Annotated in this window: 18 protein-coding genes and 1 pseudogene; 16 read left to right on the top strand and 3 right to left on the bottom strand. The window is 59.9% G+C overall.

What is annotated here, in order from left to right:
* Positions 1-177: pseudogene (locus AACY44_RS26080) on the bottom strand (ribonucleotide-diphosphate reductase subunit beta); the annotation flags it as partial.
* Positions 178-661: 484 nt separating this feature from the next.
* On the opposite strand from AACY44_RS26080, the gene vapB reads away from it, so the two are divergent.
* Complete coding sequence (gene vapB / locus AACY44_RS26085; RefSeq protein ID WP_339420786.1) at positions 662-892, top strand: type II toxin-antitoxin system VapB family antitoxin; 231 nt, start codon at positions 662-664, stop codon at positions 890-892.
* On the top strand, positions 889-1302 hold the full coding sequence (locus AACY44_RS26090) for a type II toxin-antitoxin system VapC family toxin (protein ID WP_339531363.1): 414 nt from the start codon (positions 889-891) through the stop codon (positions 1300-1302). The genes vapB and AACY44_RS26090 overlap by 4 nt, the downstream gene beginning before the upstream one ends.
* 159 nt (positions 1303-1461) lie before the next feature.
* Here AACY44_RS26090 and AACY44_RS26095 read toward each other — a convergent pair whose 3' ends face one another.
* The gene (locus AACY44_RS26095) at positions 1462-1731 is read right to left on the bottom strand and encodes a DUF2790 domain-containing protein (RefSeq protein WP_339420782.1); all 270 of its coding nucleotides are present in this window, start codon (positions 1729-1731) and stop codon (positions 1462-1464) included.
* A 397-nt stretch (positions 1732-2128) separates the two neighbouring features.
* Between AACY44_RS26095 and acs the strand changes: the two genes are divergently transcribed.
* The 7 genes from acs to argR all read left to right on the top strand — a co-directional run bounded on the left by acs (position 2129) and on the right by argR (position 10024).
* The gene (gene acs, locus AACY44_RS26100) at positions 2129-4084 is read left to right on the top strand and encodes an acetate--CoA ligase (RefSeq protein ID WP_339420780.1); all 1956 of its coding nucleotides are present in this window, start codon (positions 2129-2131) and stop codon (positions 4082-4084) included.
* Between the two features lie 632 nt (positions 4085-4716).
* The gene (locus AACY44_RS26105) at positions 4717-5502 is read left to right on the top strand and encodes an ABC transporter substrate-binding protein (protein WP_339420778.1); all 786 of its coding nucleotides are present in this window, start codon (positions 4717-4719) and stop codon (positions 5500-5502) included.
* Positions 5503-5592: 90 nt separating this feature from the next.
* Positions 5593-6282 carry an ABC transporter permease gene (locus AACY44_RS26110; protein WP_032886746.1) on the top strand — a complete coding sequence of 230 codons (690 nt, stop codon included), beginning with the start codon at positions 5593-5595 and terminating at the stop codon, positions 6280-6282.
* Positions 6279-6977, top strand: a complete 699-nt coding sequence (locus tag AACY44_RS26115) for an ABC transporter permease (RefSeq protein WP_339420776.1) — start codon at positions 6279-6281, stop codon at positions 6975-6977. The genes AACY44_RS26110 and AACY44_RS26115 overlap by 4 nt, the downstream gene beginning before the upstream one ends.
* 1 nt (position 6978) lies before the next feature.
* On the top strand, positions 6979-8091 hold the full coding sequence (locus tag AACY44_RS26120; protein ID WP_339420774.1) for a succinylglutamate desuccinylase/aspartoacylase family protein: 1113 nt from the start codon (positions 6979-6981) through the stop codon (positions 8089-8091).
* A 27-nt stretch (positions 8092-8118) separates the two neighbouring features.
* Positions 8119-8883 (top strand): ABC transporter ATP-binding protein, encoded by a 765-nt coding sequence (locus AACY44_RS26125; RefSeq protein ID WP_005790637.1) that lies wholly within the window; start codon positions 8119-8121, stop codon positions 8881-8883.
* 160 nt (positions 8884-9043) lie between these two features.
* Positions 9044-10024 (top strand): transcriptional regulator ArgR, encoded by a 981-nt coding sequence (argR, locus tag AACY44_RS26130; protein WP_339420771.1) that lies wholly within the window; start codon positions 9044-9046, stop codon positions 10022-10024.
* Positions 10025-10027: 3 nt separating this feature from the next.
* Here argR and AACY44_RS26135 read toward each other — a convergent pair whose 3' ends face one another.
* Complete coding sequence (locus AACY44_RS26135; RefSeq protein ID WP_339531365.1) at positions 10028-15916, bottom strand: dermonecrotic toxin domain-containing protein; 5889 nt, start codon at positions 15914-15916, stop codon at positions 10028-10030.
* A gap of 246 nt (positions 15917-16162) precedes the next feature.
* On the opposite strand from AACY44_RS26135, the gene AACY44_RS26140 reads away from it, so the two are divergent.
* The 7 genes from AACY44_RS26140 (at position 16163) to astE (ending at position 24022) form a co-directional block, all read left to right on the top strand.
* The gene (locus AACY44_RS26140) at positions 16163-17383 is read left to right on the top strand and encodes an aspartate aminotransferase family protein (RefSeq protein WP_339457276.1); all 1221 of its coding nucleotides are present in this window, start codon (positions 16163-16165) and stop codon (positions 17381-17383) included.
* Between the two features lie 243 nt (positions 17384-17626).
* Positions 17627-18646, top strand: a complete 1020-nt coding sequence (gene aruF / locus AACY44_RS26145) for an arginine/ornithine succinyltransferase subunit alpha (protein WP_339420768.1) — start codon at positions 17627-17629, stop codon at positions 18644-18646.
* A gap of 52 nt (positions 18647-18698) precedes the next feature.
* The gene (astA, locus tag AACY44_RS26150; RefSeq protein WP_065874005.1) at positions 18699-19724 is read left to right on the top strand and encodes an arginine N-succinyltransferase; all 1026 of its coding nucleotides are present in this window, start codon (positions 18699-18701) and stop codon (positions 19722-19724) included.
* Positions 19721-21190 (top strand): succinylglutamate-semialdehyde dehydrogenase, encoded by a 1470-nt coding sequence (astD, locus tag AACY44_RS26155; protein WP_339420790.1) that lies wholly within the window; start codon positions 19721-19723, stop codon positions 21188-21190. The genes astA and astD overlap by 4 nt, the downstream gene beginning before the upstream one ends.
* Positions 21191-21344: 154 nt before the next feature.
* On the top strand, positions 21345-22691 hold the full coding sequence (gene astB, locus AACY44_RS26160; protein ID WP_339420766.1) for an N-succinylarginine dihydrolase: 1347 nt from the start codon (positions 21345-21347) through the stop codon (positions 22689-22691).
* 24 nt (positions 22692-22715) lie between these two features.
* Positions 22716-23006 (top strand): hypothetical protein, encoded by a 291-nt coding sequence (locus AACY44_RS26165; RefSeq protein ID WP_003214319.1) that lies wholly within the window; start codon positions 22716-22718, stop codon positions 23004-23006.
* 11 nt (positions 23007-23017) lie between these two features.
* Positions 23018-24022, top strand: coding sequence for a succinylglutamate desuccinylase (astE, locus tag AACY44_RS26170; protein WP_339420764.1), 1005 nt, complete (start codon positions 23018-23020; stop codon positions 24020-24022).
* Positions 24023-24038: the final 16 nt, after the last annotated feature.

Consider the following 24038-nt stretch of genomic DNA (forward strand, 5'->3'; position numbering starts at 1 on the left):
CTTGGCGCGCACGATGGCGGCGGAGTCATTGGCGGTGACGGCGCGGGCTTCGATGGCGGCGGCAGCGCCGGCACCGTCGAGGCGGTCCATGTTGGCTTCGGTGGCGTGGCCGGCGTTGGCGCCTTTGGTGGCTACTTCGCCTTCTTCTTCTTTGTCGAATTCGTCCCAGCTCAGCATGACGTGTCGTCTCCTGCGTGAGGGCTCAAAGGTGCCCGTGTGAAACCGGATGGTTGGGTGTTCACACGGCCCAGAGGCCGCGGTGGATCTTAAGGAATCGTTTGTTGCAGCAGCTAGCGCAGGCATTAAACGGAATAGGGTTACGGGTACTCTGCGTGAGGCTTGAGGTGCGGAGCGGTGCGTGCTTGCTCCTGCGGAGGCCTCAGGTCTGGCTCTTCGTCCCTGTGTAAAGGGATATTGCAGGCCCGATTTACCCGCGCATTGTAGGGGAAAAAAATGGGTTTGTGTTGGGACGGATAGTCTCGGAGGGAGAGCAAAATGAACGTCGTTACGGCCAGGGTCTTGGTTTGCAAGGGGTTGCGACTTCAGGATTTTTTTCGTGAATGCGGGAGGCTTCCGATCGTCGGCAAAGCGCCCTATGCCTTGCATATGTCTGTTTGGGTCCTTACATTGCAAATGTCATGCATAGGTAGGCGTTCTAATCATGCGCACAGTCTCAATTTTTAAAAACGGAAAGAACCAAGCTATTCGGTTTCCAAACGATATGGCTTATGAGGGCGTCGGTGAGCTCGAAATTACTCGCAATGGCGACACGATTACGCTGCGCCCCGTCCGGCCTAGCTGGGGGTCTCTGAGTGATTTGCCTAAGGCGGACGAGGATTTTCTCCAAGAGCGTCAGGACGTCGTTGGCGATGAAGGCAGGTTCAATCTGTGACGACATACATGCTGGATACCTGCATTTGCTCGTTCATCATGCGTGAGCGGCCCGAGTGTGTATTGGAGCGGTTGGCGGCGGAGGTGGCGAGGAGTAATCGAATTGTTATCTCGGCAATTACCTATGCCGAAATGCGGTACGGGCAGATTGGTAAGAAGGCCTCTCCCCAGCACAAGACATTGGTTGATGAGTTTGTAAAGCGGCTTGATGAAGTACTGCCTTGGGGGCCGGCAGCCGTGGGTGCGACGGTCGAGGTGAAGCGAAGCCTTACTGAGACAGGGCTGATCATTGGTCAAAATGACACAGCTATCGCAGGGCATGCGATTGCGGCGGGGTGTACGTTGGTGACTAACAACGTTCGGGAATTCAGTCGGGTTGCAGGATTGTCGTATGAGGACTGGGTTCATTAGGGGAGGGGAATAGATTTAGAGCTGTGGAGTCGTCTGTACGGTCTTCGCGAGCAAGCCCGCACACCGTTGGATCTAGGTGTGCCAAGGGCGGGTCCTTGGCCGCAAGAACGATTTCTTGCGGCGGCCAAGATCCGGGGTTAAACCTGTCTTAATAAGTTATTACCCGTTAGAGCAACCATTGCCCATCACGTGGTAATTAAGAATATGACGCTGACCGTGCGAGTCTTCATATTCCATCTTCACCGGTACAACTTCGCAAACTTCCGGGACATTGCTCATCGACAATACTTTGGCGACGTCCAGGTGGGTGCTGTAAGTGTAGTCCTCAACAATCGGCGGGTTCTGGCCAGCCAGCTCAGTCGGGGCCTCGTCGGCCAGGGCGGCGGTGACGCACAAGCTGCTCAAGGCCATAACTAATAAAGCTTTCATTTCTTTACTTACCTTCTTCAGGGCGAAAGGGGGCACGGGGCCCTTGTGAGGCCACGTGTGTCACTTAGGATTGGTGAGTTCGGATTAACGTTGCCTTCGTGGGGGCTGTTGCGTTGTCAATCGCGGTGCCTTTGTTGGCGGAAGTGATTCTAGGCGTGTGGGTTATATTCATATACCCGCACTTTTGATAAACACTTTTGGCGGTTTTTGTAACAATCCCGTGGTAAAGCTTTTTTCACACAGCCGCCAAGCGCCGCAGCCCGCGGGCTAGAGGCGCGAACGGGGATGTCAGGGTAATTTGTAGGGGCTTGTTACTACCATCGTCGAATGGTTCTATAGGCCAGCCCCGGCTACAACAGGGCCATACAAAAACAACTATGTCACCGAGGTAAGAAAGATGAGTGCGGCTTCCCTGTACCCCGTTCGCCCCGAAGTAGCGGCCAACACGCTGACTGACGAGGCAACCTACAAGGCCATGTACCAGCAGTCGGTGGTCAACCCCGATGGTTTCTGGCGCGAGCAAGCCAAGCGTCTTGACTGGATCAAGCCTTTCACCACGGTGAAGCAGACCTCTTTCGACGATCACCATGTCGACATCAAGTGGTTCGCCGATGGCACGCTGAACGTTTCCTACAACTGCCTGGACCGTCACCTCGCTGAGCGTGGCGACCAAGCGGCGATCATCTGGGAGGGCGATGACCCAGCCGAGAGCCGCACCATTACCTACCGCGAGCTGCATGAACAAGTCTGCAAGTTCGCCAACGCCCTGCGCGGCCAGGATGTGCACCGCGGCGATGTAGTGACGATCTATATGCCGATGATCCCCGAAGCCGTGGTCGCCATGCTGGCGTGTACCCGCATCGGTGCGATTCACTCGGTGGTGTTTGGCGGTTTTTCGCCGGAGGCCCTGGCCGGTCGTATTATCGACTGTAAGTCGAAGGTGGTGATTACCGCCGATGAAGGCATTCGCGCCGGTAAGAAAATTCCGCTGAAGGCCAACGTTGACGACGCCCTGACCAACCCGGAAACCAGCAGCATCCAGAAAGTCATCGTGTGCAAACGCACCAATGGCCAGATCAAGTGGAACCAGCATCGCGACATCTGGTACGAAGACCTGATGAAAGTGGCCGGCACTGTGTGCGCACCCAAAGAGATGGGCGCTGAAGAAGCCCTGTTCATCCTTTATACCTCCGGTTCAACCGGCAAGCCCAAAGGCGTGCAGCACACCACCGGTGGCTACCTGCTGTACGCGGCCCTGACCCATGAGCGCGTTTTCGACTACCGCCCAGGCGAGATCTACTGGTGCACCGCCGACGTCGGCTGGGTCACTGGCCACACCTACATTGTCTACGGCCCGCTGGCCAATGGCGCAACCACGCTGCTGTTCGAAGGCGTGCCGAACTATCCGGACATCACCCGGGTGGCGAAGATCGTCGACAAGCACAAGGTCAACATCCTCTACACCGCACCGACCGCGATCCGCGCGATGATGGCTTCGGGCACCGCTGCCTGTGAAGGCGCCGATGGCAGCAGCCTGCGTTTATTGGGGTCGGTGGGCGAGCCGATCAACCCGGAAGCCTGGGATTGGTACTACAAGAACGTCGGCCAATCCCGTTGCCCGATTGTCGACACTTGGTGGCAGACCGAAACCGGCGGCAACATGATGAGCCCACTGCCGGGCGCTCACGCGCTCAAGCCGGGTTCGGCCGCGCGGCCATTCTTCGGTGTGGTGCCGGCGTTGGTGGATAACCTGGGCAACCTGATTGAAGGGGCTGCCGAAGGCAATCTGGTGATCCTCGATTCGTGGCCAGGCCAGGCGCGGACGCTGTACGGCGACCATGACCGTTTCGTTGATACCTACTTCAAGACTTTCCGTGGCATGTACTTCACCGGCGACGGTGCGCGCCGTGACGAGGACGGTTACTACTGGATCACCGGCCGCGTGGACGACGTGTTGAACGTGTCCGGCCACCGCATGGGCACCGCCGAGATTGAAAGTGCCATGGTTGCCCACCCGAAAGTCGCCGAAGCGGCGGTGGTGGGTGTGCCGCACGACATCAAGGGCCAGGGCATCTATGTCTATGTCACGCTCAAAAATGGCGAAGAGCCGAACGAAGCGCTGCGCCTGGAGCTGAAAAACTGGGTGCGCAAAGAGATCGGGCCGATTGCTTCGCCGGATGTGATCCAGTGGGCACCCGGGTTGCCGAAGACGCGGTCGGGCAAAATCATGCGTCGCATCTTGCGCAAGATCGCCACGGCTGAGTATGACGGGTTGGGGGATATTTCTACCCTGGCAGACCCGGGTGTAGTGGCGCATTTGATTGAAACGCACAAGACCATGAACGTCGCGTAAGGCGGTTTGATGGGACAGAGCCCTATTCGGTGTGAGCCGGGTGGGGCTTTTTTGTGGGATCCCGAAAACAATGAAGATCAAAGGTGGGAGCAGGCAAGCCAGCGCCCACCTTTTGACGGCATTTCAAAGCAGGCCTTATGGTGTCTGACAGATCTTCATTCCATCCAAGCCAATAAATATCGGTTTCTCACGTAGGAGGTTTCTGAATGTTACCGTCGAACGCAAATGTGTAACCTCACGCCCAAACATGAGGCAAAGTGCTACGTCCCCGCCCGCAAAAGCCGCATTCCAGACACCCCAACAAATTAGATTAAACGCCACACTTGCCGTGCTAGAAGGGTTTGCGAATAATAGGCCCGCAACTTGCAGTGTCTACAGGTTTAATGTCTTTTGTCTCTGCATAAAATACAGAGGCTGTCAATGAGTTGGAACGGCTTTCTCGGTGCTTCTGTAAATTGTTGTCGCATTGAGGAAATATCGGCTTCCAGCCTGTCGTTAGAATGCCGATCACTCGCTCGTCGTCGCAGGCTTAACTGGCGTAGGACGTAGCACCGCAATTCGGTTTCCTTTAAGTCGCATCGTGGGCCATGGCTCATACTGCTGTTTTTGCCCTATACCGATGGAGTCCCAAGATGAAGAAACTCGTGCTGTTGGGCGCCCTGGCGCTGTCCGTGCTGTCCATGCAGGCTTTCGCTGAAGGCAAGCCGCTGAAAATTGGTATCGAAGCGGCTTACCCTCCGTTTGCCTCTAAAGCTCCCGATGGCAGCATCGTCGGCTTTGACTACGACATCGGCAACGCGCTGTGCGAAGAGATGAAGGTCAAGTGCACCTGGGTCGAGCAAGAATTCGACGGCCTGATCCCCGCGCTGAAAGTGCGCAAGATCGACGCGATCCTGTCGTCCATGTCCATCACTGAAGACCGCAAGAAGTCCGTGGACTTCACCAACCGCTACTACCTGACCCCCGCGCGCCTGGTGTTGAAGGAAGGCACTGCGGTCAGCGACAGTCTGGATGAACTGAAAGGCAAGAAAATCGGCGTGCAGCGCGGTTCGATCCATGACCGTTTTGCCAAGGAAGTCCTGGCCCCTAAAGGCGCCACGGTTGTGCCTTACAGCTCGCAGAACGAAATCTACCTGGACGTGGAAGCCGGTCGCCTCGACGGCACCGTGGCTGACGCTACCCTGCTGCAGGAAGGTTTCCTCGATACCCCAGCCGGCAAAGGCTACGCGTTCACCGGCCCGGCCTTCACCGACGTCAAATACTTCGGCGACGGCGTAGGCATTGCGGTACGTAAAGGCGACAAGGAAAACCTGGACCGCATCAACGCAGCGATTGCCGCGATCCGTGCCAATGGCAAGTACAAAGAAATCGAGAAAAAGTACTTCGACTTCGATATTTACGGCGCTGAAGCCAAGTAAACCGTCGTAGCTGTCTGTCCTAAATGGCGCAAGCAACAGAGTTCCTGAGGTTTGCGCCATTTTTTCATCCCCTTTTCGAGGACCTGAATCATGTTGAAAGGCTACGGGGCCGTCATCCTCGATGGCGCATGGTTGACGCTTCAGCTCGCCTTGTCGTCCATGGCCTTGGCCATTGTTCTGGGTCTGATCGGGGTCGCATTACGCCTGTCGCCGGTGCGCTGGTTGGCTTGGCTGGGTGACTTGTACTCCACGGTGATCCGCGGGATCCCCGACCTGGTGCTGATCCTGCTGATTTTCTACGGCGGTCAGGACTTGCTTAACCGCGTCGCGCCGATGCTTGGCTATGACGACTATATCGACTTGAACCCCTTGGCCGCCGGCATCGGCACCCTGGGTTTCATCTTTGGCGCCTACCTCTCGGAAACGTTTCGTGGCGCCTTCATGGCCATTCCCAAGGGCCAGGCCGAAGCCGGCCTTGCGTATGGCATGAGCAGTTTTCAGGTGTTCTTCCGGGTGATGGTGCCGCAGATGATTCGGCTGGCTATCCCTGGGTTTACCAACAACTGGCTGGTCCTCACCAAGGCCACCGCGCTGATTTCGGTGGTGGGCCTGCAAGACATGATGTTCAAGGCCAAGCAGGCGGCAGATGCCACCCGCGAGCCTTTTACCTTCTTCCTCGCAGTGGCGGCGATGTACCTGGTGATCACCAGCGTGTCGTTGCTGGCCTTGCGTTATCTTGAGAAACGCTACTCGGTAGGCGTAAGGGCGGCTGATCTATGATCTTCGACTACAACGTCATCTGGGAAGCCATGCCGCTGTACTTCGGCGGCCTGCTGATCACTCTGAAACTGCTCGCCATCTCGCTGTTCTTCGGCCTGCTCGCCGCCTTGCCCTTGGGCTTGATGCGTGTGTCCAAGCAGCCGATCGTCAATGGCGCGGCCTGGCTCTACACCTACGTGATCCGCGGCACGCCGATGCTGGTGCAGCTGTTCTTGATCTACTACGGCCTGGCCCAGTTCGAGGCGGTGCGCGAGAGTTTCGTGTGGCCGCTGCTGTCCAGCGCCACGTTCTGTGCGTGCCTGGCGTTTGCGATCAACACCAGCGCCTACACCGCCGAGATCATTGCCGGTAGCCTCAAGGCCACGCCCAACGGCGAGATCGAAGCGGCCAAGGCCATGGGTATGTCGCGCTACAAGCTGTATCGCCGCATCCTGCTGCCGTCGGCGCTGCGCCGCGCGCTGCCGCAGTACAGCAACGAAGTAATCATGATGTTGCAGACCACCAGCCTGGCCTCCATCGTCACCCTGATCGACATCACCGGTGCCGCGCGCACGGTGAACGCGCAGTTCTACCTGCCGTTCGAAGCCTATATCACCGCAGGCGTGTTCTACCTGTGCCTCACCTTTATCCTGGTGCGGCTGTTCAAGTTGGCCGAGCGCCGCTGGCTCAGCTACCTGGCTCCGCGGAAGCACTGATATGGAACGTATCGATCACCTGTTGCCCTGGGGCCACCTGGGGTGCGAGCGCCAACTGAGCGTGTTCCGCTTTGGCAAGGGCGAGCGCAAGGCGTATATCCAAGCGAGCCTGCACGCCGATGAATTGCCCGGCATGCGCGCTGCGTGGGAGCTGAAAAAGCGCCTGGCCGAGTTGGAACAGCAAGGTGCGCTCAATGGCGTGATCGAGCTGGTGCCGGTAGCCAACCCGATGGGCTTGGGCCAGTTGCTGCAAGGCAGTCACCAGGGCCGTTTCGAAGTGGGCAGCGGCAAGAACTTCAACCGCGATTTCGTCGAGTTGAGCGAGCCGGTTGCTGCGTTGCTGGACGGCAAGTTGGGCGATGATCCTCACGCCAATGTGCATATGATCCGCCAGGCGATGACCGATGCGCTCAGCGCGTTGCCCGAGCCGAGCAGCCAGCTGCAAGGCATGCAACGCATCCTGCTGAGCCACGCCTGCACCGCCGATGTAGTGCTCGACCTGCATTGCGACGCTGAAGCCGCACTGCACATGTATGCGCTGCCGCAGCACTGGCCGCAGTGGCGCTCGCTGTCGGCGCATTTGGGTGTGAAGGTCGGCCTGCTGGCGGAAGATTCCGGCGGCAGCTCGTTTGATGAAGCCTGCTCGCTGCCGTGGCTGCGCTTGTCCCAGGCGTTCCCCGAAGCACAGATCCCGTTGGCCTGCCTGGCGACGACCCTGGAACTGGGCGGCCAGGCCGACACTGGTCGTGACGAGGCGATCTTCCACGCGGAAGGCATTCTCGCGTTTCTCGCCGAGCAAGGCCTGATCAAGGGTGAATGGCCGGCTGCGCAACACGCACCGTGCGAAGGCATGCCCTTTGAAGGCACCGAGCTGCTGTTCGCCCCCCACGCCGGGGTGATCAGCTACCTGCGTAAAGCCGGTGAGTGGATCGAGAAAGGCGAGCCGATTTTTGAAGTGATTGACCCCCTGGACGACCGCGTGAGCACCGTTTGCGCGGGCACCTCGGGGGTGTTGTTTGCCGTTGAACGGCTCCGTTATGCCCAAGCGGGTTTCTGGCTGGCCAAGGTGGCGGGGCGCGAAGCGCTGCGTCACGGGCGCTTGCTCAACGACTGACCACCTGTTTTTGTGAGAACCGACCGCATGTACAAACTTGAAGTCCAAGACCTGCATAAACGCTATGGCAGTCATGAAGTGCTCAAAGGCGTGTCCCTGGCCGCCGCGGCCGGTGATGTAATCAGCATCATTGGTTCCAGTGGTTCGGGAAAAAGTACCTTTTTGCGCTGCATCAACCTGCTCGAGCAGCCTCACGCCGGCAAGATTCTGCTCAACAACGAAGAGCTGAAACTGGTGGCCAACAAAGACGGCGCCATGAAGGCCGCCGACCCTAAGCAGTTGCAACGCATGCGTTCGCGCCTGTCCATGGTGTTCCAGCATTTCAACCTGTGGTCGCACATGACCGCGCTGGAAAACGTCATGGAAGCGCCGGTGCACGTGCTGGGCATGTCGAAAAAAGAAGCCCGTGAAAAGGCCGAGCACTACCTGGCCAAAGTTGGGGTGGGCCATCGTAAGGATGCGTTCCCCGGCCATATGTCCGGCGGTGAGCAGCAGCGCGTGGCAATCGCCCGTGCCCTGGCGATGGAGCCGGAGGTGATGCTGTTCGATGAACCCACCTCTGCGCTCGACCCTGAACTGGTCGGCGAAGTGCTCAAGGTGATGCAGGACCTGGCCCAGGAAGGCCGCACCATGGTGGTGGTGACCCACGAAATGGGCTTTGCCCGTGAAGTGTCGAACCAACTGGTGTTCTTGCACAAAGGTATCGTTGAAGAACGTGGCAACCCGCGTGAGGTGCTGGTGAACCCGCAGTCGGAGCGTCTGCAGCAGTTCTTGTCAGGCAGCTTGAAATAATCAAGGCTGCTTTTGTGCACTGAAGTAGTGCATGCTCGGCAGTCTTCGGGTTGGCCCGCTCCCACATTTGGATCTTCATCAGCTTTAGAGATTTGCGTTGGTTTACGGGCTAGCATTAGCCCTTGTCTTCATTACCGTTCTTCGTTTCGGATAGCCCTCCATGACCGCCCATAAAATTGGTTTCCTGATTTGGCCCAGCACAAAAGCCCTGACGCTTGCGCTGGCTGAGGAGGCCTTGCGCGTTGCTCAGCGGGTGCATCCGGACGTGGTCTACGAGCTGTCGTTTTTGCTCGCGGAACCGGCGGCCGAAGGCGCGTGGCAACTGCCGGGCGAGCCGTGGGCCGGTAAGCTTGAGGGCTTCCAGAAACTGTTCCTGCTGGCGGACGAACCGCCGACCATCATCGCCTCGCAACTGAGCACCGCGCTCAAGCAGCTGGTGCGCGCCGGTTGCGTGATTGGCGGCTTGTCAGCGGGTGTGTACCCGCTGGCCCAGCTCGGCCTGCTCGACGGTTACCGCGCCGCCGTGCACTGGCGCTGGCAGGACGATTTCGCCGAGCGTTTCCCCAAGGTCATCGCCACCAGCCATCTGTTCGACTGGGACCGCGACCGCCTCACCGCCTGCGGTGGCATGTCTGTGCTCGATCTGCTGCTGGCAGTACTCGCCCGTGATCACGGCGCCGAACTGGCCGGTGCAGTCTCCGAAGAACTGGTGGTGGAGCGCATTCGCGAAGGCGGCGAGCGCCAGCGCATTCCACTGCAAAACCGCCTGGGTTCCAGCCATCCGAAGCTGACCCAGGCGGTTTTGTTGATGGAGGCCAATATCGAGGAACCGCTGACCACCGATGAAATCGCCCAGCACGTCTGTGTATCGCGACGACAACTCGAACGCATCTTCAAGCAATACCTCAACCGCGTCCCCAGCCAGTACTACCTGGAATTGCGCCTGAACAAGGCGCGTCAGATGCTCATGCAAACCAGCAAGTCGATCATTCAGATCGGCCTGTCGTGCGGCTTCTCCTCGGGGCCGCACTTCTCCAGCGCCTACCGCAACTTCTTTGGCGCCACACCGCGTGAAGACCGCAACCAGCGGCGCAGCAGCAGCCCGTTCGAGCTGTCTTCAGTGCCGTCCGAGCGCGGTTAGCCGTTACTCCTCATCCATGGCGTCGTCTTCCGTGACCAATGGGGCACCGTGTTCATCCACGGTCACGTCTTGGATTTGGAAATCGATCCCTGTCTGTTGGTAGTACGCGCGCAAGCGCCTCATGCTCTTTGGCGACCAGGAGTTGCCACTCAAATCCGAGTCCGCGTCGAACACCTGCAGCATTTCCATCAGTTGCGCTGGGATCTTCGTAATGGAGTTACTGCTCAGGTCGAGGTTTTGCAGCAGGGGTAGTTGAAACACACCGGCGGGCACTTCGCTTATTTCCGTGTGCGGTAAGTGCAGTGAGCTCAACTGTTGCAGGTGGGTGACGTCCGGCGCGTTATTGAGTGGGTTGTTGGCTAAGCGCAGATACTCAAGGCTGTGCAGGTCACCCATTGCCCGGGCCGCGGTCGTCGTCAGGCTGATCTCGCAGTGCGACAGGTCCAGCGTGTTCAGGTGGGGCATGCTGAAAATCGCAGATGGCAACTTACCGAGCGTGCAATGGCTGACGATCAAGGTCTGGAGGGCGCCGAAGCGGGTAAGCGTGCCATTCACATCCGTGACGGTGAATGCGCCTTTGATTTCGAGCGATGTCACATGTTCGAAACCTGCCCTCAAGACTGGCATTGCGCCGATGATCGACACGTCGAGTACTACGGCGTGAGAAAAACGATCCTCCAGGCTTTCTGTGTCTTCCGGGGTCTCGCGGCGCCACGCCTTTTCAAGCTGACGCTTCAGGCGCAGGCGATTGAGCTCTTCTTCGACGCGCAGACTGTCACCCAGTACGCCGCCAACCAGTGGATGCTGCTCAGGAATATCCTCAGTCCAATGCTGGAGGTCCGCGACCAGTTGATGGTAGTCCGCCTCAAGTGCCATCAGTGCGTTATCGATGCCGTCCAGGTCGCCGGGCAGTCCAAAAATCAATCTGTTCAGGTCTTTTTCCTGTTTTTTGGGGTAGAGCGTTTTAGCGCGGCCTCGTTGTATGGCGGGTGTCTGGATATTAAAAAACACGTCAGTACGCTGGCAGTGGGTTTTGACCTGCTCAAGGGCTTGGCGCGTCAGTGGGTTGGCAGACAGGTCGATTGCTTGGCTGACGTGGCTGGGTAGCGCGAAAAGCTCGGGGGGCAGTTCAGTGATGCTGTTCCCGCCCAGATCAATGAGGGCGCGTGGTGTTTCCGTCAACAGGCTGAGGGGCACGGCTGAAAGCCCGGTGTCCCTTAAACGCAGGGTAGTCAGGTGGGTCAGTTGACTGAAGTCCGCTGTCTCGCCCAATGGGTTGTTGCTCAGGTTCAAGTAGTTGAGTTGGGTCATGCGTTCCAGGTTCGCGCGGCTGGTTTGCGTCAGGTGGACTGAGCAGTTTTCCAGATCCAAGAGTTCGAGTTTGAGGTGCGCAAAAATCGCGGATGGGATATCGCCAAGTCTCGCTCGATAAAGACTGATCGACCGCAGTTCGGGAAAGCGGTCGAGGAAGCTTTCGACGTTGATGAATACGTCGTTGCCCCGGATCATCAGCGAGGTAATGTGCGTGAACGAAGCGTCCAAAGTGGGGAGTTCGCCAGCCAGGTTGCGGGGAATGATCAGCGAGTGCCGTTGTTGGCTGCCGGTGGTCAATTCGCGTCGCCAACTGCTTTCCAGCAACCGGCGCAGCGCGATTCTGCGTTCAACCTCTTGTGGGGCAGTGCCGGGTGTCTGTTCCCACTGGCTGAGTTGCCCTTGCAGTGTTTCCAGCTCAGCAGCCCTGCGCGCCAGTTCGATACGGCCGGCTTCGAGTGTGCCCGGCAGGTTGTAGATCAATCGGTTGAGCTCTGTTTCTGTCAGGCTTGGGTACAGTCTATGTGCCTCGTGCACCTGCGCGGTCGGTGCGTCGGCTCCGAAATCAATGCCGTGGCGTTGGTAGTAGTTCTTGACCTGTTCCAGCGTGGGCAGCGACAACGGGTTGTCGCTCAGGAAGAACGTATTGGCTTTCTGCGGGGTGATCTCAAAAAAGCCAGGTGGCAGCGTCTGGATTCGGTTGTCGTTGAGCAGCGCCACTTGTAGCTCGGCGCGACTCAGGGCTCCGGCGGGTAACTGCGCGATACCGGTGTTCGAGAAGTCGAAGTGAATCAGATCGGGCATGTTTTCGATACTGGGTGCCAGGCCCAGAGGGTTGTTAGCCAGTTCCAGCGTCTGCAAGCGGCGCAGCGATGCGATCCGGGCCTGGCTGGCCGGGTCCAGGCGTATCTGGCAATTGCTCAAGCTTAGGGAATTCAAGCGTGGCAGGGTAAAAATGGAGTCTGGAACGGTACCGAGGTTAAAGCCCCTGACCGAAAGGTGACGCAGTTGCCGGAAGCCTTGCACAAACGCGCTGGCGCCAGGGGTGTGGGGGTGTCCGCTCAGTGTTAGCAGCGACACGTGGTTGAAGTTGGCCGTCAGTTCCGGCAGCGCGCCGAGGATCGGGTACTCCAGTCGCAGGCTGTGGCCATCAACGGAGGGGTCGTCGAAGTAGTCGTCGACTTCGGTTTCGCGTCGCCAGCAGCGTCGCAACGCTTGGGCGATCATGCGCCGGTTCTGGCGCTCGTTGCTGCGTTCGGGCGCGGTTAAAGGCTGCCCAGTGTCGGGGTGGACGTCGATGACGTGTCGCCGCCAGGTACGCAGGTCACTGTCCAGTTGGCGGTACTCCTCTGCCAGTGCCGCAAGGCCGTTAGCAGCGCCTTCCGGTTGGCTGCGCAGATAGTTGAGCACGTCGTTGATTTGTCGCGCGTCGAATGCCGGGTACAGTGCCCGTGCGCGTTGCTCCAAGGTCAACGGTAACGCTGCTGGCCCTGCCTGAACGCGGTAGCCCGCATCCATTCCCAGTGCGTGCAGTGTTTCCCGACTCGGTGGGCGGATCACCTCAGGATTCAGGGCTTTTCGCAGTTCGTCGCGGGGCAGTGGGTGTTGCCGCAGGCGTTGTTGCAGCGCCGGGCCTTGATTGACGTGGAACCCTAGGGCGTTTCGTTGTGCGTCGGGCAGGGCGTTGAGCGTCGCGGTATATAGGTCGGTTTCGCCAAACAGCGGGCCTTTTTCGTCGTGAGGGACATAGCGTCCGTCGGCGGTGCGCACCAGCGTGCGTAAGAGCGGCGCATCATCCGAGCCGATGTGCAGCCATTTCTCCCCGTCGGCGGTCAGGTGTCGGGCTTCAATGCGCATATTTGGCGACCAGCCCGGTTGGACTCTCAACGTGTTCAGGGCCAGTCTTTCGCTGTCCAGGTTGGGGGATGCGATTAGGTGTTGACCCTCGTAAGCCCGGTTCAGGCGCAGTTCGGCCAGTGCGGCGCTTGCCAAGTCTGCGAGGCGCGGTGGTGTGCGTTGATGGTCGAGCTCAGACCGTTCATTCGCGCTGGCGTGGTCCAGCAAGTGTGCAGCGACCTTGGCCGGCAAGCCTGGCGCCGCCTGAGCCAACTGCTGCGTCGACGTACCTTGGCCCAGTTGCTGCTGGGCGTAACGCGACTCGAACAGCTCGGTGCGATTGCGTTCGGCGAGTCGCCCAAGCTTTTTGCGCAGTTGCTTGACGCGGTTATCCAGGCTCAGTTGCGGGTCAGCGGCGCTTTCGTCGAACTGGGCGCGGATTTCTTCCGGGCTGAGGGCTTGCAGTACGGTCTTGAGCAGTTCGCCATTGGCCAGTTGGGTTTCATGGATCTGCACGACCGGCATGCGCATGTCGCCAAACTCCCAGGCAGCCCTGCCTTCGGCGTTGAGCATGCGCAGGGAACGGGTTTTGGGCCAGTTGCCGTGGGTGGTCAGCAACTGGAGCGTGTCCTGGGGGTCGATCTGGGCATGGTCGTCAGGGTTGTCGCTGTTGAGCTGGTCTATCAGGGTTTGCAGGTCGCGATCGATGCGCAGCCGCTCAAGGGTATCGTCCAGCAGTGGCGGTATCGGCTCACCCCGTACGTGCATCTGGCGCAGGGCGTTTTCCTTGACGTTGCTGAGGTTCAAGGCCAAGCGTCGGTCGGCCTCACCCAGACCGCGCGCGCCATGTCCCAGGCGCCCCAGCAGGGTGGGTTCGTCCCATTGCAAGGGCGTGTCCAGTTCGCTGTGCCATGCGCCTGCGCCGTTGTGTTGCAGACGTGGGGCGTAGGCGTCGGGGCGGGTAGGGTGTTTGATCACATAGCCTTCGTCCCCAGCAGTTTTTTGCACGCTGTACAGCTTGTCTTCCAGTGCCAGCATGGGCTCGCCGCGCATCTGGTGCAGACCCAGGCGGTCATGGCCCAGTTTCGGCGGCAGTTTGATGTCTTGTTGATAAGGGGCAAGGTCGGGTTTCCAATAGCGCTTGGCACCATTGGCCAGGGTGACGGGCTTGAAGCGATCGATAAAGGTCAGCACTTCCTGAGGCAAAACTTTGCGCAGCTCGGCGACGCCAATGTGGCCGCCCAGGCCGAAAATACCCAGCTGTACCAAGGATTGCAGCACACTCATCAAGTGGCCAAAGGCTTCTTGGTCAAGCCCTTCGGCCCAGTCGATGACACCTTCGAAGAGGTCATCGAGCAGTTGATAGGCCATGTACGCCAGCATCAGCTCGCCCAGCCCGGGAATGAACGGTGCAACGATAAGCAGCGCGGCGTTGAGGATCGACGACGCCACATTGACGAACGAGTCCCAGCGCGCCCACCGCGCTGCGCGATCGGCCTCGGCGGTCGACACGGCCTGGGAGCGGGCGTCGTTGAGGATCTGGTTGAGTTTTTGTTGATAGAGGTGCTGCCAGGCATCGTCCTGAATCGGGGTGGCAACGAACTGTAGTTTGGGGTCGTCGGTCGGCTCCTTGCGCCACGGCGCCTGGCCGCTGCCATGCTCGGGCGGGTGCCAGGTAATGCGCGCCATGCGCTGGCTCAGGCCTGCGAAAAACACCCCGCGGTGCTCATGGGAGACGAAACGGCTGAAAAACGTCTGGTAATTGGCATCACGCAGTTGACGGGTGAGCTCCTGCTTGAACGCCAGCGCCGATGGGTATTCCTTGAGCGGATGCAGTGGATCATCCGGCACATAGGCGACCAGGCGCTGCACGGTGCGCGTGGTTTCCAGGTTGGGGGCAAGCAGCAGGATGCCGGCCAGCGGCGCACCCATCAGCGTCAAGCCGTGGCAACGCAGTGGCAGGTTGCCGAGCGTCAGGTCGCTGCGCCCTTGTAACAACCCCTCGACCTGTTGCGCAAAGTCGTCCTTGATATCTGCACCGATTTTCGCCAAATGCAGTGCGGCACGCAGGGCGGCTTTTTGGCTGGTTTCGACTTTGTTCTGGATGACAGCAGCGCTCAGCGGTTCGGTCAGACCCAGTTGCAGGCGCAGGTAACGACTGTAACGCGCGCCGATATCCAGTTCGCGGCACAGGCCGGTAAACGCGCGGATGCTGATTTTTTCCAACGTGGCCGGCAGGGTATCGAACTGTCCACTGGGCGTGGGGCGGGTGATAAAGGTTGATGCCGCCTCGTAGGCGCCCTCGACGGTTTCACCCTGCTCGAAGTTGTGCAGCGCGGCGTCCAGCAATGACACGGTCCAGGTGCGCGCGGCACCGGACGGTAGCTTAAACAACGTGATGGTCTGGGGAATGTACAGGCGCAGGTAGACGGCTTCGCTGTTGAGGTGCAGGCCGTAGCGCGTCAGCAGCGCTTCTTCGAGGATGCCACGTGCGTAGGTCCTGGGGTCCTGCACATTGTTAAGCGCGTCATCCACGGTATTTTGCGCGCTCCAGTGAGCGGCGTTCAGGCGTTTGAGTTCGCCCAGCAGCGCGGGGCTGGTGTGCAGTGGTTTTGGTTGGGCTTGGGACATGGCTTGGTGCTTGGCGCTGGAGGCCTTGCCCAGCCAGTCGGGAATGGCGGTTTGCAGCAGGTGATAGTGGCTGTCGGGCTGAACGGTATCAGTAGGGGGTGTTGGCGTGCTCATGGGCGCAACTCTGAATGGCAACAAAGCACATCAGTAGATCAGTGCGTTTCCCCCGGCCTGCTCTAGATAGTTAGTTTAAACTGCGCCATTGCGATGCTATTTGTCGCATTGGCGTAAACCCGCCAAAATCGCGGGTTGGCGCTATAAGAAGTTGTCGCTTGGCGGCAAGGCCCTACTGAAAACTGTCCTTACAATCCCTGCATCGCCCGCCAGTTCCAGGCAGGCGTTCCTCTTCAGGAGACTCCGATGTCCGTTGAGCAAGCCCCGGTGCAACGTGCCGATTTCGACCAGGTCATGGTTCCCAACTATGCACCTGCTGCCTTCATTCCCGTACGTGGCGAAGGTTCGCGCGTGTGGGACCAGGCCGGTCGCGAGCTGATCGACTTTGCCGGCGGCATCGCGGTCAACGTATTGGGCCACGCCCACCCGGCGTTGGTCGGGGCTCTGACCGAACAGGCCAACAAGCTGTGGCACGTCTCCAACGTCTTCACCAATGAGCCGGCCCTGCGCCTGGCGCATAAACTGATCGACGCCACCTTTGCCGAGCGGGTGTTCTTCTGCAACTCCGGCGCCGAAGCCAACGAGGCCGCGTTCAAGCTGGCCCGTCGCGTCGCGTTCGACCGTTTCGGCACCGAGAAGTACGAGATCATCGCGGCGCTGAACAGCTTCCACGGCCGTACCTTGTTCACCGTTAACGTCGGTGGCCAGTCCAAGTACTCCGATGGCTTCGGGCCTAAAATCACCGGCATCACCCACGTGCCTTACAACGACCTGGCTGCGCTGAAAGCCGCCGTGTCTGACAAGACCTGCGCCGTAGTGCTGGAGCCGATCCAGGGCGAAGGCGGCGTACTGCCGGCCGAACTGGCTTACCTGCAAGGTGCCCGTGAACTGTGCGACGCGAACAACGCATTGCTGGTGTTCGACGAAGTGCAAACCGGCATGGGCCGCAGCGGCCACCTGTTCGCCTATCAGCGTTACGGCGTGACGCCGGACATCCTCACCAGCGCCAAGAGCCTGGGCGGCGGTTTCCCGATCGCAGCGATGCTCACCACCGAAGCGCTGGCCAAGCACCTGGTCGTCGGCACCCACGGCACCACCTACGGCGGCAACCCGCTGGCGTGCGCAGTGGCCGAGGCAGTGATCGACGTGATCAACACCCCTGAAGTGCTGGCCGGTGTGAACGCCAAGCACGACCTGTTCAAGGCGCGCCTGGAGCAGATCGGCAAGCAATACGGCATCTTCACCCAAGTGCGCGGCATGGGCCTGCTGATTGGTTGCGTGCTGAGCGATGCGTTCAAAGGCAAGGCCAAGGACGTGTTCAACGCAGCCGAGAAAGAAAACCTGATGATCCTGCAAGCTGGCCCGGATGTGGTGCGTTTTGCACCGAGTTTGGTGGTGGAAGAAGCGGATATCAACGAAGGCCTGGACCGTTTTGAGCGTGCTGTAAAAGCACTGACGCAAGTTTGATCTACCGCTCGGCGCCTGGCGATCGGGCGTCGAGCAAAAATTCTATATGCCGGACCGAGTCAAATGTGGGAGCTGGCTTGCCTGCGATAGCATCACCTCGGTGCAACTGACAGACCGAGTTGCCTGCATCGCAGGCAAGCCAGCTCCCACATGGATCTGCTTGCACATCGAGATGTATGTGAACTCAGATCTCGTGTCCGGCATTTTTCCCTCTATGAAGTTTTCGAGTTAAGGAGTGACACCATGCTGGTGATGCGCCCCGCGCAAATGGCTGATCTGGGCGAGGTACAGCGTCTGGCTGCGGACAGCCCGATTGGTGTCACCTCCTTGCCGGACGATGTGGAACGCCTGAGTGACAAGATCGCTGCCAGCGAAGCGTCCTTCGCGGCCGAGGTCAGTTTCAACGGAGAAGAAAGCTATTTCTTCGTATTGGAGGACACCGAGACCGGCAAGCTCGCGGGCTGCTCGGCCATCGTCGCCTCGGCCGGTTACTCGGAGCCGTTCTACAGTTTCCGTAACGAGACCTTCGTGCACGCCTCCCGCGAGTTGAAGATCCACAACAAGATCCACGTGCTTTCCCAGTGCCATGACCTCACCGGCAACAGCCTGCTCACCAGTTTCTACGTGGTGCCGGAGCTGGTCGGTTCGCTGTGGTCGGAGCTCAACTCCCGTGGCCGTTTGCTGTTTGTCGCCAGCCACCCTGAGCGTTTTGCTGACTCGGTGGTGACCGAAATCGTCGGCTACAGCGACGAGAACGGGGATTCGCCGTTCTGGGACGCCATCGGCCGCAATTTCTTCGACCTCAACTACGCTGCCGCCGAGCGCCTGTGCGGGCTGAAAAGCCGTACGTTCCTCGCTGAGCTGATGCCGCATTACCCCATCTACGTGCCGCTGCTGCCGGACGAAGCCCAGGAAGCGATGGGCCAGGTGCACCCACGGGCGCAGATCACCTTCGACATCCTGATGCGCGAAGGCTTCGAGACCGACCATTACATCGACATTTTCGACGGTGGCCCGACGCTGCACGCACGGGTTTCGGGCATTCGCTCGATTGCCCAGAGCCGCGTGGTACCGGTAAAGATCGGCGAGAGGGTAAAGGGTGTGGGCCGCCAGTACCTGGTGAGCAACGTGCAGTTGCAGGATTACCGTGCGGTGATGCTGGAGCTGGACTATGCGCCCGGCAAACCGGTGACCCTGGACCTGGCAGCCGCCGAGGCCTTGGGCGTCGGCGAAGGCGCGAGCGTGCGCTTGGTAGCGGTTTAAAAGCAGAGTTTCGCGGGTGGCCTGAAGCAGGCGGCCCGTCTGAGGAGATAGCATGATCGTTCGTCCCGTACGCAGCAGCGATTTACCGGCCCTGATTGATCTGGCGCGCAGCACCGGCACCGGTCTCACCACCTTGCCGGCCAACGAAGAGCGCCTGACCCACCGGGTTGGCTGGGCGGAAAAAACCTTTCGCGGCGACGCCGGGCGCGGCGATGCCGACTACCTGTTCGTGCTGGAAAACGACGAGGGCCGCGTGGTGGGCATTTCCGCCATTGCCGGCGCCGTTGGCCTGCGTGAGCCCTGGTACAACTTCCGGGTCGGCCTGACTGTCAGCGCCTCCCAGGAGCTGAATATCTACCGCGAGATTCCGACGCTGTTCCTGGCCAATGACCTTACCGGTAATTCCGAGCTGTGCTCGTTGTTCCTGCACGCCGATTACCGCACCGGCCTCAACGGCCGCATGCTGGCCAAGGCGCGCTTGCTGTTTATCGCTGAATTTCCGCAACTGTTCGGCAACAAGATCATTGCCGAGATGCGCGGTGTGTCCAACGACGCCGGGCGTTCGCCGTTCTGGGAAAGCCTGGGCCGCCATTTCTTCAAAATGGAGTTCAGCCAGGCCGATTACCTCACCGGCGTGGGCAACAAAGCGTTTATCGCCGAGCTGATGCCGAAGTTTCCCCTGTACAGCTGCTTCCTGTCGGAAGACGCACGCAACGTAATCGGCAAGGTCCACCCGGACACCGAACCTGCGCTGAGCATGCTCAAGAGTGAAGGCTTCAGCTACCAGGGCTATGTCGACATCTTCGACGCCGGCCCTGCGGTGGAATGCGAGACCAGTAAGATCCGCGCGGTCCGCGACAGCGAAGCGCTGGTGCTGGCGATCGGCACGCCCGGCGACGACGCCACCCCGTTCCTGATCCATAACCGTAAACGCGACGATTGCCGCATCACCGCCGCCCCAGCGCGGCTGGCGGCAGGCACCCTGGTGGTTGACCCGCTCACCGCCAAGCGCCTGCAGCTGATCGCCGGCGATCAAGTGCGTGCCGTACCGTTGTCCGCTGCCCGGGAGTCGAAATAATGAATTCGCTGTATATCGCAGGTAGCTGGTTGGAAGGCCAGGGTGAACTGTTCGAATCGCGCAACCCGGTGACCCAGCAAGTACTGTGGGCCGGCAATGGCGCCACTGCCGAGCAGGTCGAATCCGCCGTGCAGGCCGCACGCCAGGCATTCCCTGCGTGGGCCAAGCGCCCGCTGGAAGAACGCATCAGCGTGCTGGAAACCTTCGCCGCCACCCTGAAAAGCCGCGCCGATGAAATCGCCCGTTGCATCGGCGAAGAAACCGGCAAGCCGCTGTGGGAATCGGCCACCGAAGTCACCAGCATGGCCAACAAGATCGCGATCTCGGTGCAAAGCTACCGCGAACGCACCGGCGAGAAGAGCGGCCCGTTGGGCGACGCCACCGCCGTATTGCGTCACAAACCTCACGGTGTGGTTGCGGTGTTCGGTCCGTACAACTTCCCTGGCCACTTGCCGAATGGGCATATCGTGCCGGCGTTGCTGGCGGGCAATACTGTGCTGTTCAAACCGAGTGAGCTGACCCCCAAAGTCGCCGAGTTGACCGTGCAGTGCTGGATCGACGCGGGGTTGCCGGCGGGTGTGCTGAACCTGCTGCAAGGCGCGCGTGAGACCGGTATCGCGCTGGCGGCCAATCCTGGCATCGACGGTTTGTTCTTTACGGGCTCCAGCCGCACCGGCAATCACCTGCACCAGCAGTTCTCCGGGCGCCCGGACAAGATCCTGGCCCTGGAAATGGGCGGCAATAACCCGCTGGTGGTCGACGAAGTGGCCGATGTGGACGCGGCGGTCTACACCATCATTCAGTCGGCGTTTATCTCCGCCGGCCAGCGTTGCACCTGTGCCCGCCGTTTGCTGGTGCCGGAAGGCGCCTGGGGTGATGCGTTGCTGGCGCGCCTGGTGGCGGTCAGCGCGACGATTGAAGTGGGTGCGTTTGACCAGCAACCGGCGCCGTTCATGGGCTCGGTGATCTCTCTTGGCGCCGCCAAGGCCTTGATGGACGCCCAGGAACTGATGCTGGCCAACGGCGCCGTGGCGTTGTTGGAAATGACTCAGCCTCAGGATCAGGCCGCCTTGCTGACCCCAGGCATCATCGACGTGACGGCCGTGACCGAACGCGAAGACGAAGAACTGTTCGGCCCACTGTTGCAAGTGATCCGCTACGCTGATTTTGAAGCGGCGATTGTCGAGGCCAACAACACCCAGTACGGGCTGGCCGCCGGTTTGTTGTCGGATTCTGAGGCACGCTACCAGCAGTTCTGGCTGGAAAGCCGCGCAGGCATCGTCAACTGGAACAAACAGCTGACCGGCGCCGCCAGTACCGCGCCGTTCGGTGGGGTAGGGGCGTCGGGCAACCATCGCGCCAGTGCGTATTACGCGGCGGATTATTGCGCGTACCCGGTGGCGTCGCTGGAAACGCCTAGCCTGGTTGTTCCAGCCACACTAACCCCCGGCATTACGCTGATCTAAATCGGGGAGCGGGCTTGCTCGCGAAAGCGGTGTGTCATTCAACATTTCAGGTGACTGATCCAGCGCATTCGCGAGCAAGCCCGCTCCCACTTGATTTGTGGTGTATTCAAGTAATTTGAAGCCTATAAAAACAGATGTTCGTGGAGCCTCGCCGATGAAATCCTATGAAGTCAATTTTGACGGTCTAGTGGGGCCGACCCATAACTACGGCGGTTTGTCCTTCGGCAACGTCGCGTCCCAGAGCAACAGCCAGCAGCATTCAAGCCCCAAGGAAGCGGCGTTGCAGGGCCTGCAAAAAATGAAAGCGCTGATGGACATGGGCTTTGTGCAAGGCGTATTGGCGCCGCAGGAGCGCCCGGACGTGGCCGCTTTGCGCAGCCTTGGTTTCAGCGGCACCGATGCTCAGGTGATTCAGCAGGCGGCCAAGCAGGCAATGCCTTTGCTGGTCGCGAGCTGCTCGGCGTCGAGCATGTGGGTAGCCAATGCCGCGACCGTCAGCCCAAGCGCTGATACGGCCGACGGCCGCGTGCATTTCACCGCTGCCAACCTCAATTGCAAATACCACCGCAGCATCGAACACCCCACCACCAGCCGTGTGCTGGGCGCGATGTTTGCCGATGAAAAGCACTTTGCTCACCACGCTGCGTTGCCGGCAGTGGCGCAGTTCGGCGACGAAGGCGCGGCCAACCACACGCGCTTCTGCCGGGAATACGGTGAGGCCGGCGTTGAGTTTTTCGTGTTCGGTCGCAGTGCGTTCGACCCCCGCTACCCGGCGCCGCAGAAGTACCCGGCGCGCCAGACGCTTGAAGCGTCCCAGGCAGTTGCACGCCTGCACGGCTTGAAGGATAACGGTGTGGTGTACGCCCAGCAGAACCCGGCGGTGATCGATGCCGGCGTGTTCCACAATGATGTGATCGCGGTGGGCAACGGTGAAGTGTTGTTCTATCACGAGGACGCGTTCCTCAATACCGAGCAGATGCTTGGCGAGCTGCAAGGCAAACTGGGCAAGTTGGGCGGCAACTTCCAGTCTGTTTGCGTGCCCCGCGCCCAGGTCAGCGTCGAGGACGCGGTGCGTTCCTACCTGTTCAACAGCCAGTTGCTGACCCGTGCCGACGGCTCAATGCTGCTGATCGTGCCGGACGAATGCCGCGTCAATGAACGCGTCTGGCATTACCTGCAAAGCCTTACGGCTTCAGGCGGGCTGATTCGTGAAGTGAAAGTCTTCGACCTCAAGCAAAGCATGCAGAACGGCGGTGGTCCGGCGTGCCTGCGCTTGCGCGTAGCCTTGAACGAAGCCGAGCTGGCGGCGGTGAATCCAGGCGTTATCATGACTGCACCGTTGTACGAAACCCTGACCCAGTGGGTCGACAAGCACTACCGCGACAGCCTTCGTGAAACCGACCTGGCTGACCCGCAATTGCTGCTGGAGTGCCGGACGGCATTGGATGAACTGACGCAAATCCTTAAACTGGGCTCGGTTTATCCTTTCCAGATCAATTAATGCCGTATGGCTGAGAGTTATTTTATGACCACCGACACCCTGAAACTGATCCTTGAAGACACCGACGGCACCCAGCTGGAAACCTCCTGCACCCGCGTCGCTGTGGTCTGGCAGGGCAAGGAAATCTGGATTCAGCACGACGGCCGTGGCCAACTGCTGATCGGCGTAGACGTGGAAGAAGGTGACGCGGAATACGCCAACCTGCTCATGCGCCCATTGGCCACCAACCTGATGAGCCTGCAACTGGAAATGGAACCGGCCGACGTCGAAGGTGATGACGACGATCACGTCCACGGCCCAGGCTGCAACCACTAAGGAAGCTGCGTATGCTCGCCCTCGGCAAACTGCTTGAACTGACCCTCGCCGGTCGTGAACCGGCGCAAAAAATTCAACTGACTGTCGACGGCGTGCAAATGCGCTGGCTCAGCGAGGGCGCACTTGAAGTGCGCCCGCCGCAAGCCCAGGACAAAGGCAGCGACTTGCTGCTGTCGTCCGGCATCCATGGCAACGAAACCGCGCCGATCGAACTGCTCGACCGCCTGTTGCATGGCATCGCCCGTGGGGAGATCAAACCCCGCAATCGTATTCTGTTCCTGTTCGGCAACCCCGAGGCCATGCGCCGCGGCGAGCGTTACCTCGAACTGGACGTCAACCGGCTGTTCAACGGCCGTCATGAAAAAAACATCGGCCCTGAAGCCATGCGTGCCGCCGAGCTTGAGCAATTGGCCCGCAGCTTCTTCAGCGTGCCTGACCGTTCGCGCCTGCATTACGACCTGCACACGGCTATTCGCGGCTCGAAGATCGAGCAGTTTGCCCTGTATCCGTGGAAGGAAGGTCGCCAGCACTCTCGCCACGAACTGGCGCGCCTCAACGCTGCCGGCATGCAAGCGGTGCTGCTGCAAAACAAGACCTCGATCACCTTCACCGCGTTTACCTACGAGCAGCTGGAAGCCGAGGCCTTCACGCTGGAGTTGGGCAAGGCGCGACCGTTTGGGCAGAACCAGAGTGTGGATGTGTCGCGCCTGGAAACTCGCCTCAAGCAGATCATTGAAGGCACTGAGCCTGATACCGATAGCCTTGAAGGCCTGAAGCTGTTCGCCGTTGCGCGTGAAGTGATCAAGCACAGCGATGCCTTCCTGATGCACTTGCCGGCGGATGTGGAAAACTTTTCGGAACTGGAAAAGGGCTATCTGCTGGCCGAAGACGTGGCCAAGACCCGTTGGGTGATCGAAGAGGAGGGCGCGCGCATCATCTTTCCCAACCCGAAGGTGAAGAATGGCTTGCGGGCGGGGATATTGATTGTGCCGACGACGGACGCTGGTTTGGCCTGAATTCCAAGCCAGCTCC

This window comes from Pseudomonas sp. RA_15y_Pfl1_P11 (genome assembly GCF_963970975.1).
In the GTDB taxonomy this organism is placed as follows: Bacteria; Pseudomonadota; Gammaproteobacteria; order Pseudomonadales; family Pseudomonadaceae; genus Aquipseudomonas; species Aquipseudomonas tritici.

What these genes read in the sequence shown, in the direction of transcription:
- astE (WP_339420764.1), top strand. Translation starts at nt 23,018, where the DNA reads ATGCTCGCCCTCGGCAAACTGCTTGAACTGACCCTCGCCGGTCGTGAA.
- vapB (WP_339420786.1), top strand. Translation starts at nt 662, where the DNA reads ATGCGCACAGTCTCAATTTTTAAAAACGGAAAGAACCAAGCTATTCGG.
- AACY44_RS26125 (WP_005790637.1), top strand. Translation starts at nt 8,119, where the DNA reads ATGTACAAACTTGAAGTCCAAGACCTGCATAAACGCTATGGCAGTCAT.
- AACY44_RS26135 (WP_339531365.1), bottom strand. Translation starts at nt 15,916, where the DNA reads ATGAGCACGCCAACACCCCCTACTGATACCGTTCAGCCCGACAGCCAC.
- AACY44_RS26165 (WP_003214319.1), top strand. Translation starts at nt 22,716, where the DNA reads ATGACCACCGACACCCTGAAACTGATCCTTGAAGACACCGACGGCACC.
- aruF (WP_339420768.1), top strand. Translation starts at nt 17,627, where the DNA reads ATGCTGGTGATGCGCCCCGCGCAAATGGCTGATCTGGGCGAGGTACAG.
- astA (WP_065874005.1), top strand. Translation starts at nt 18,699, where the DNA reads ATGATCGTTCGTCCCGTACGCAGCAGCGATTTACCGGCCCTGATTGAT.
- AACY44_RS26115 (WP_339420776.1), top strand. Translation starts at nt 6,279, where the DNA reads ATGATCTTCGACTACAACGTCATCTGGGAAGCCATGCCGCTGTACTTC.
- acs (WP_339420780.1), top strand. Translation starts at nt 2,129, where the DNA reads ATGAGTGCGGCTTCCCTGTACCCCGTTCGCCCCGAAGTAGCGGCCAAC.
- AACY44_RS26105 (WP_339420778.1), top strand. Translation starts at nt 4,717, where the DNA reads ATGAAGAAACTCGTGCTGTTGGGCGCCCTGGCGCTGTCCGTGCTGTCC.
- argR (WP_339420771.1), top strand. Translation starts at nt 9,044, where the DNA reads ATGACCGCCCATAAAATTGGTTTCCTGATTTGGCCCAGCACAAAAGCC.
- AACY44_RS26120 (WP_339420774.1), top strand. Translation starts at nt 6,979, where the DNA reads ATGGAACGTATCGATCACCTGTTGCCCTGGGGCCACCTGGGGTGCGAG.
- astB (WP_339420766.1), top strand. Translation starts at nt 21,345, where the DNA reads ATGAAATCCTATGAAGTCAATTTTGACGGTCTAGTGGGGCCGACCCAT.
- AACY44_RS26140 (WP_339457276.1), top strand. Translation starts at nt 16,163, where the DNA reads ATGTCCGTTGAGCAAGCCCCGGTGCAACGTGCCGATTTCGACCAGGTC.
- AACY44_RS26110 (WP_032886746.1), top strand. Translation starts at nt 5,593, where the DNA reads ATGTTGAAAGGCTACGGGGCCGTCATCCTCGATGGCGCATGGTTGACG.
- AACY44_RS26095 (WP_339420782.1), bottom strand. Translation starts at nt 1,731, where the DNA reads ATGAAAGCTTTATTAGTTATGGCCTTGAGCAGCTTGTGCGTCACCGCC.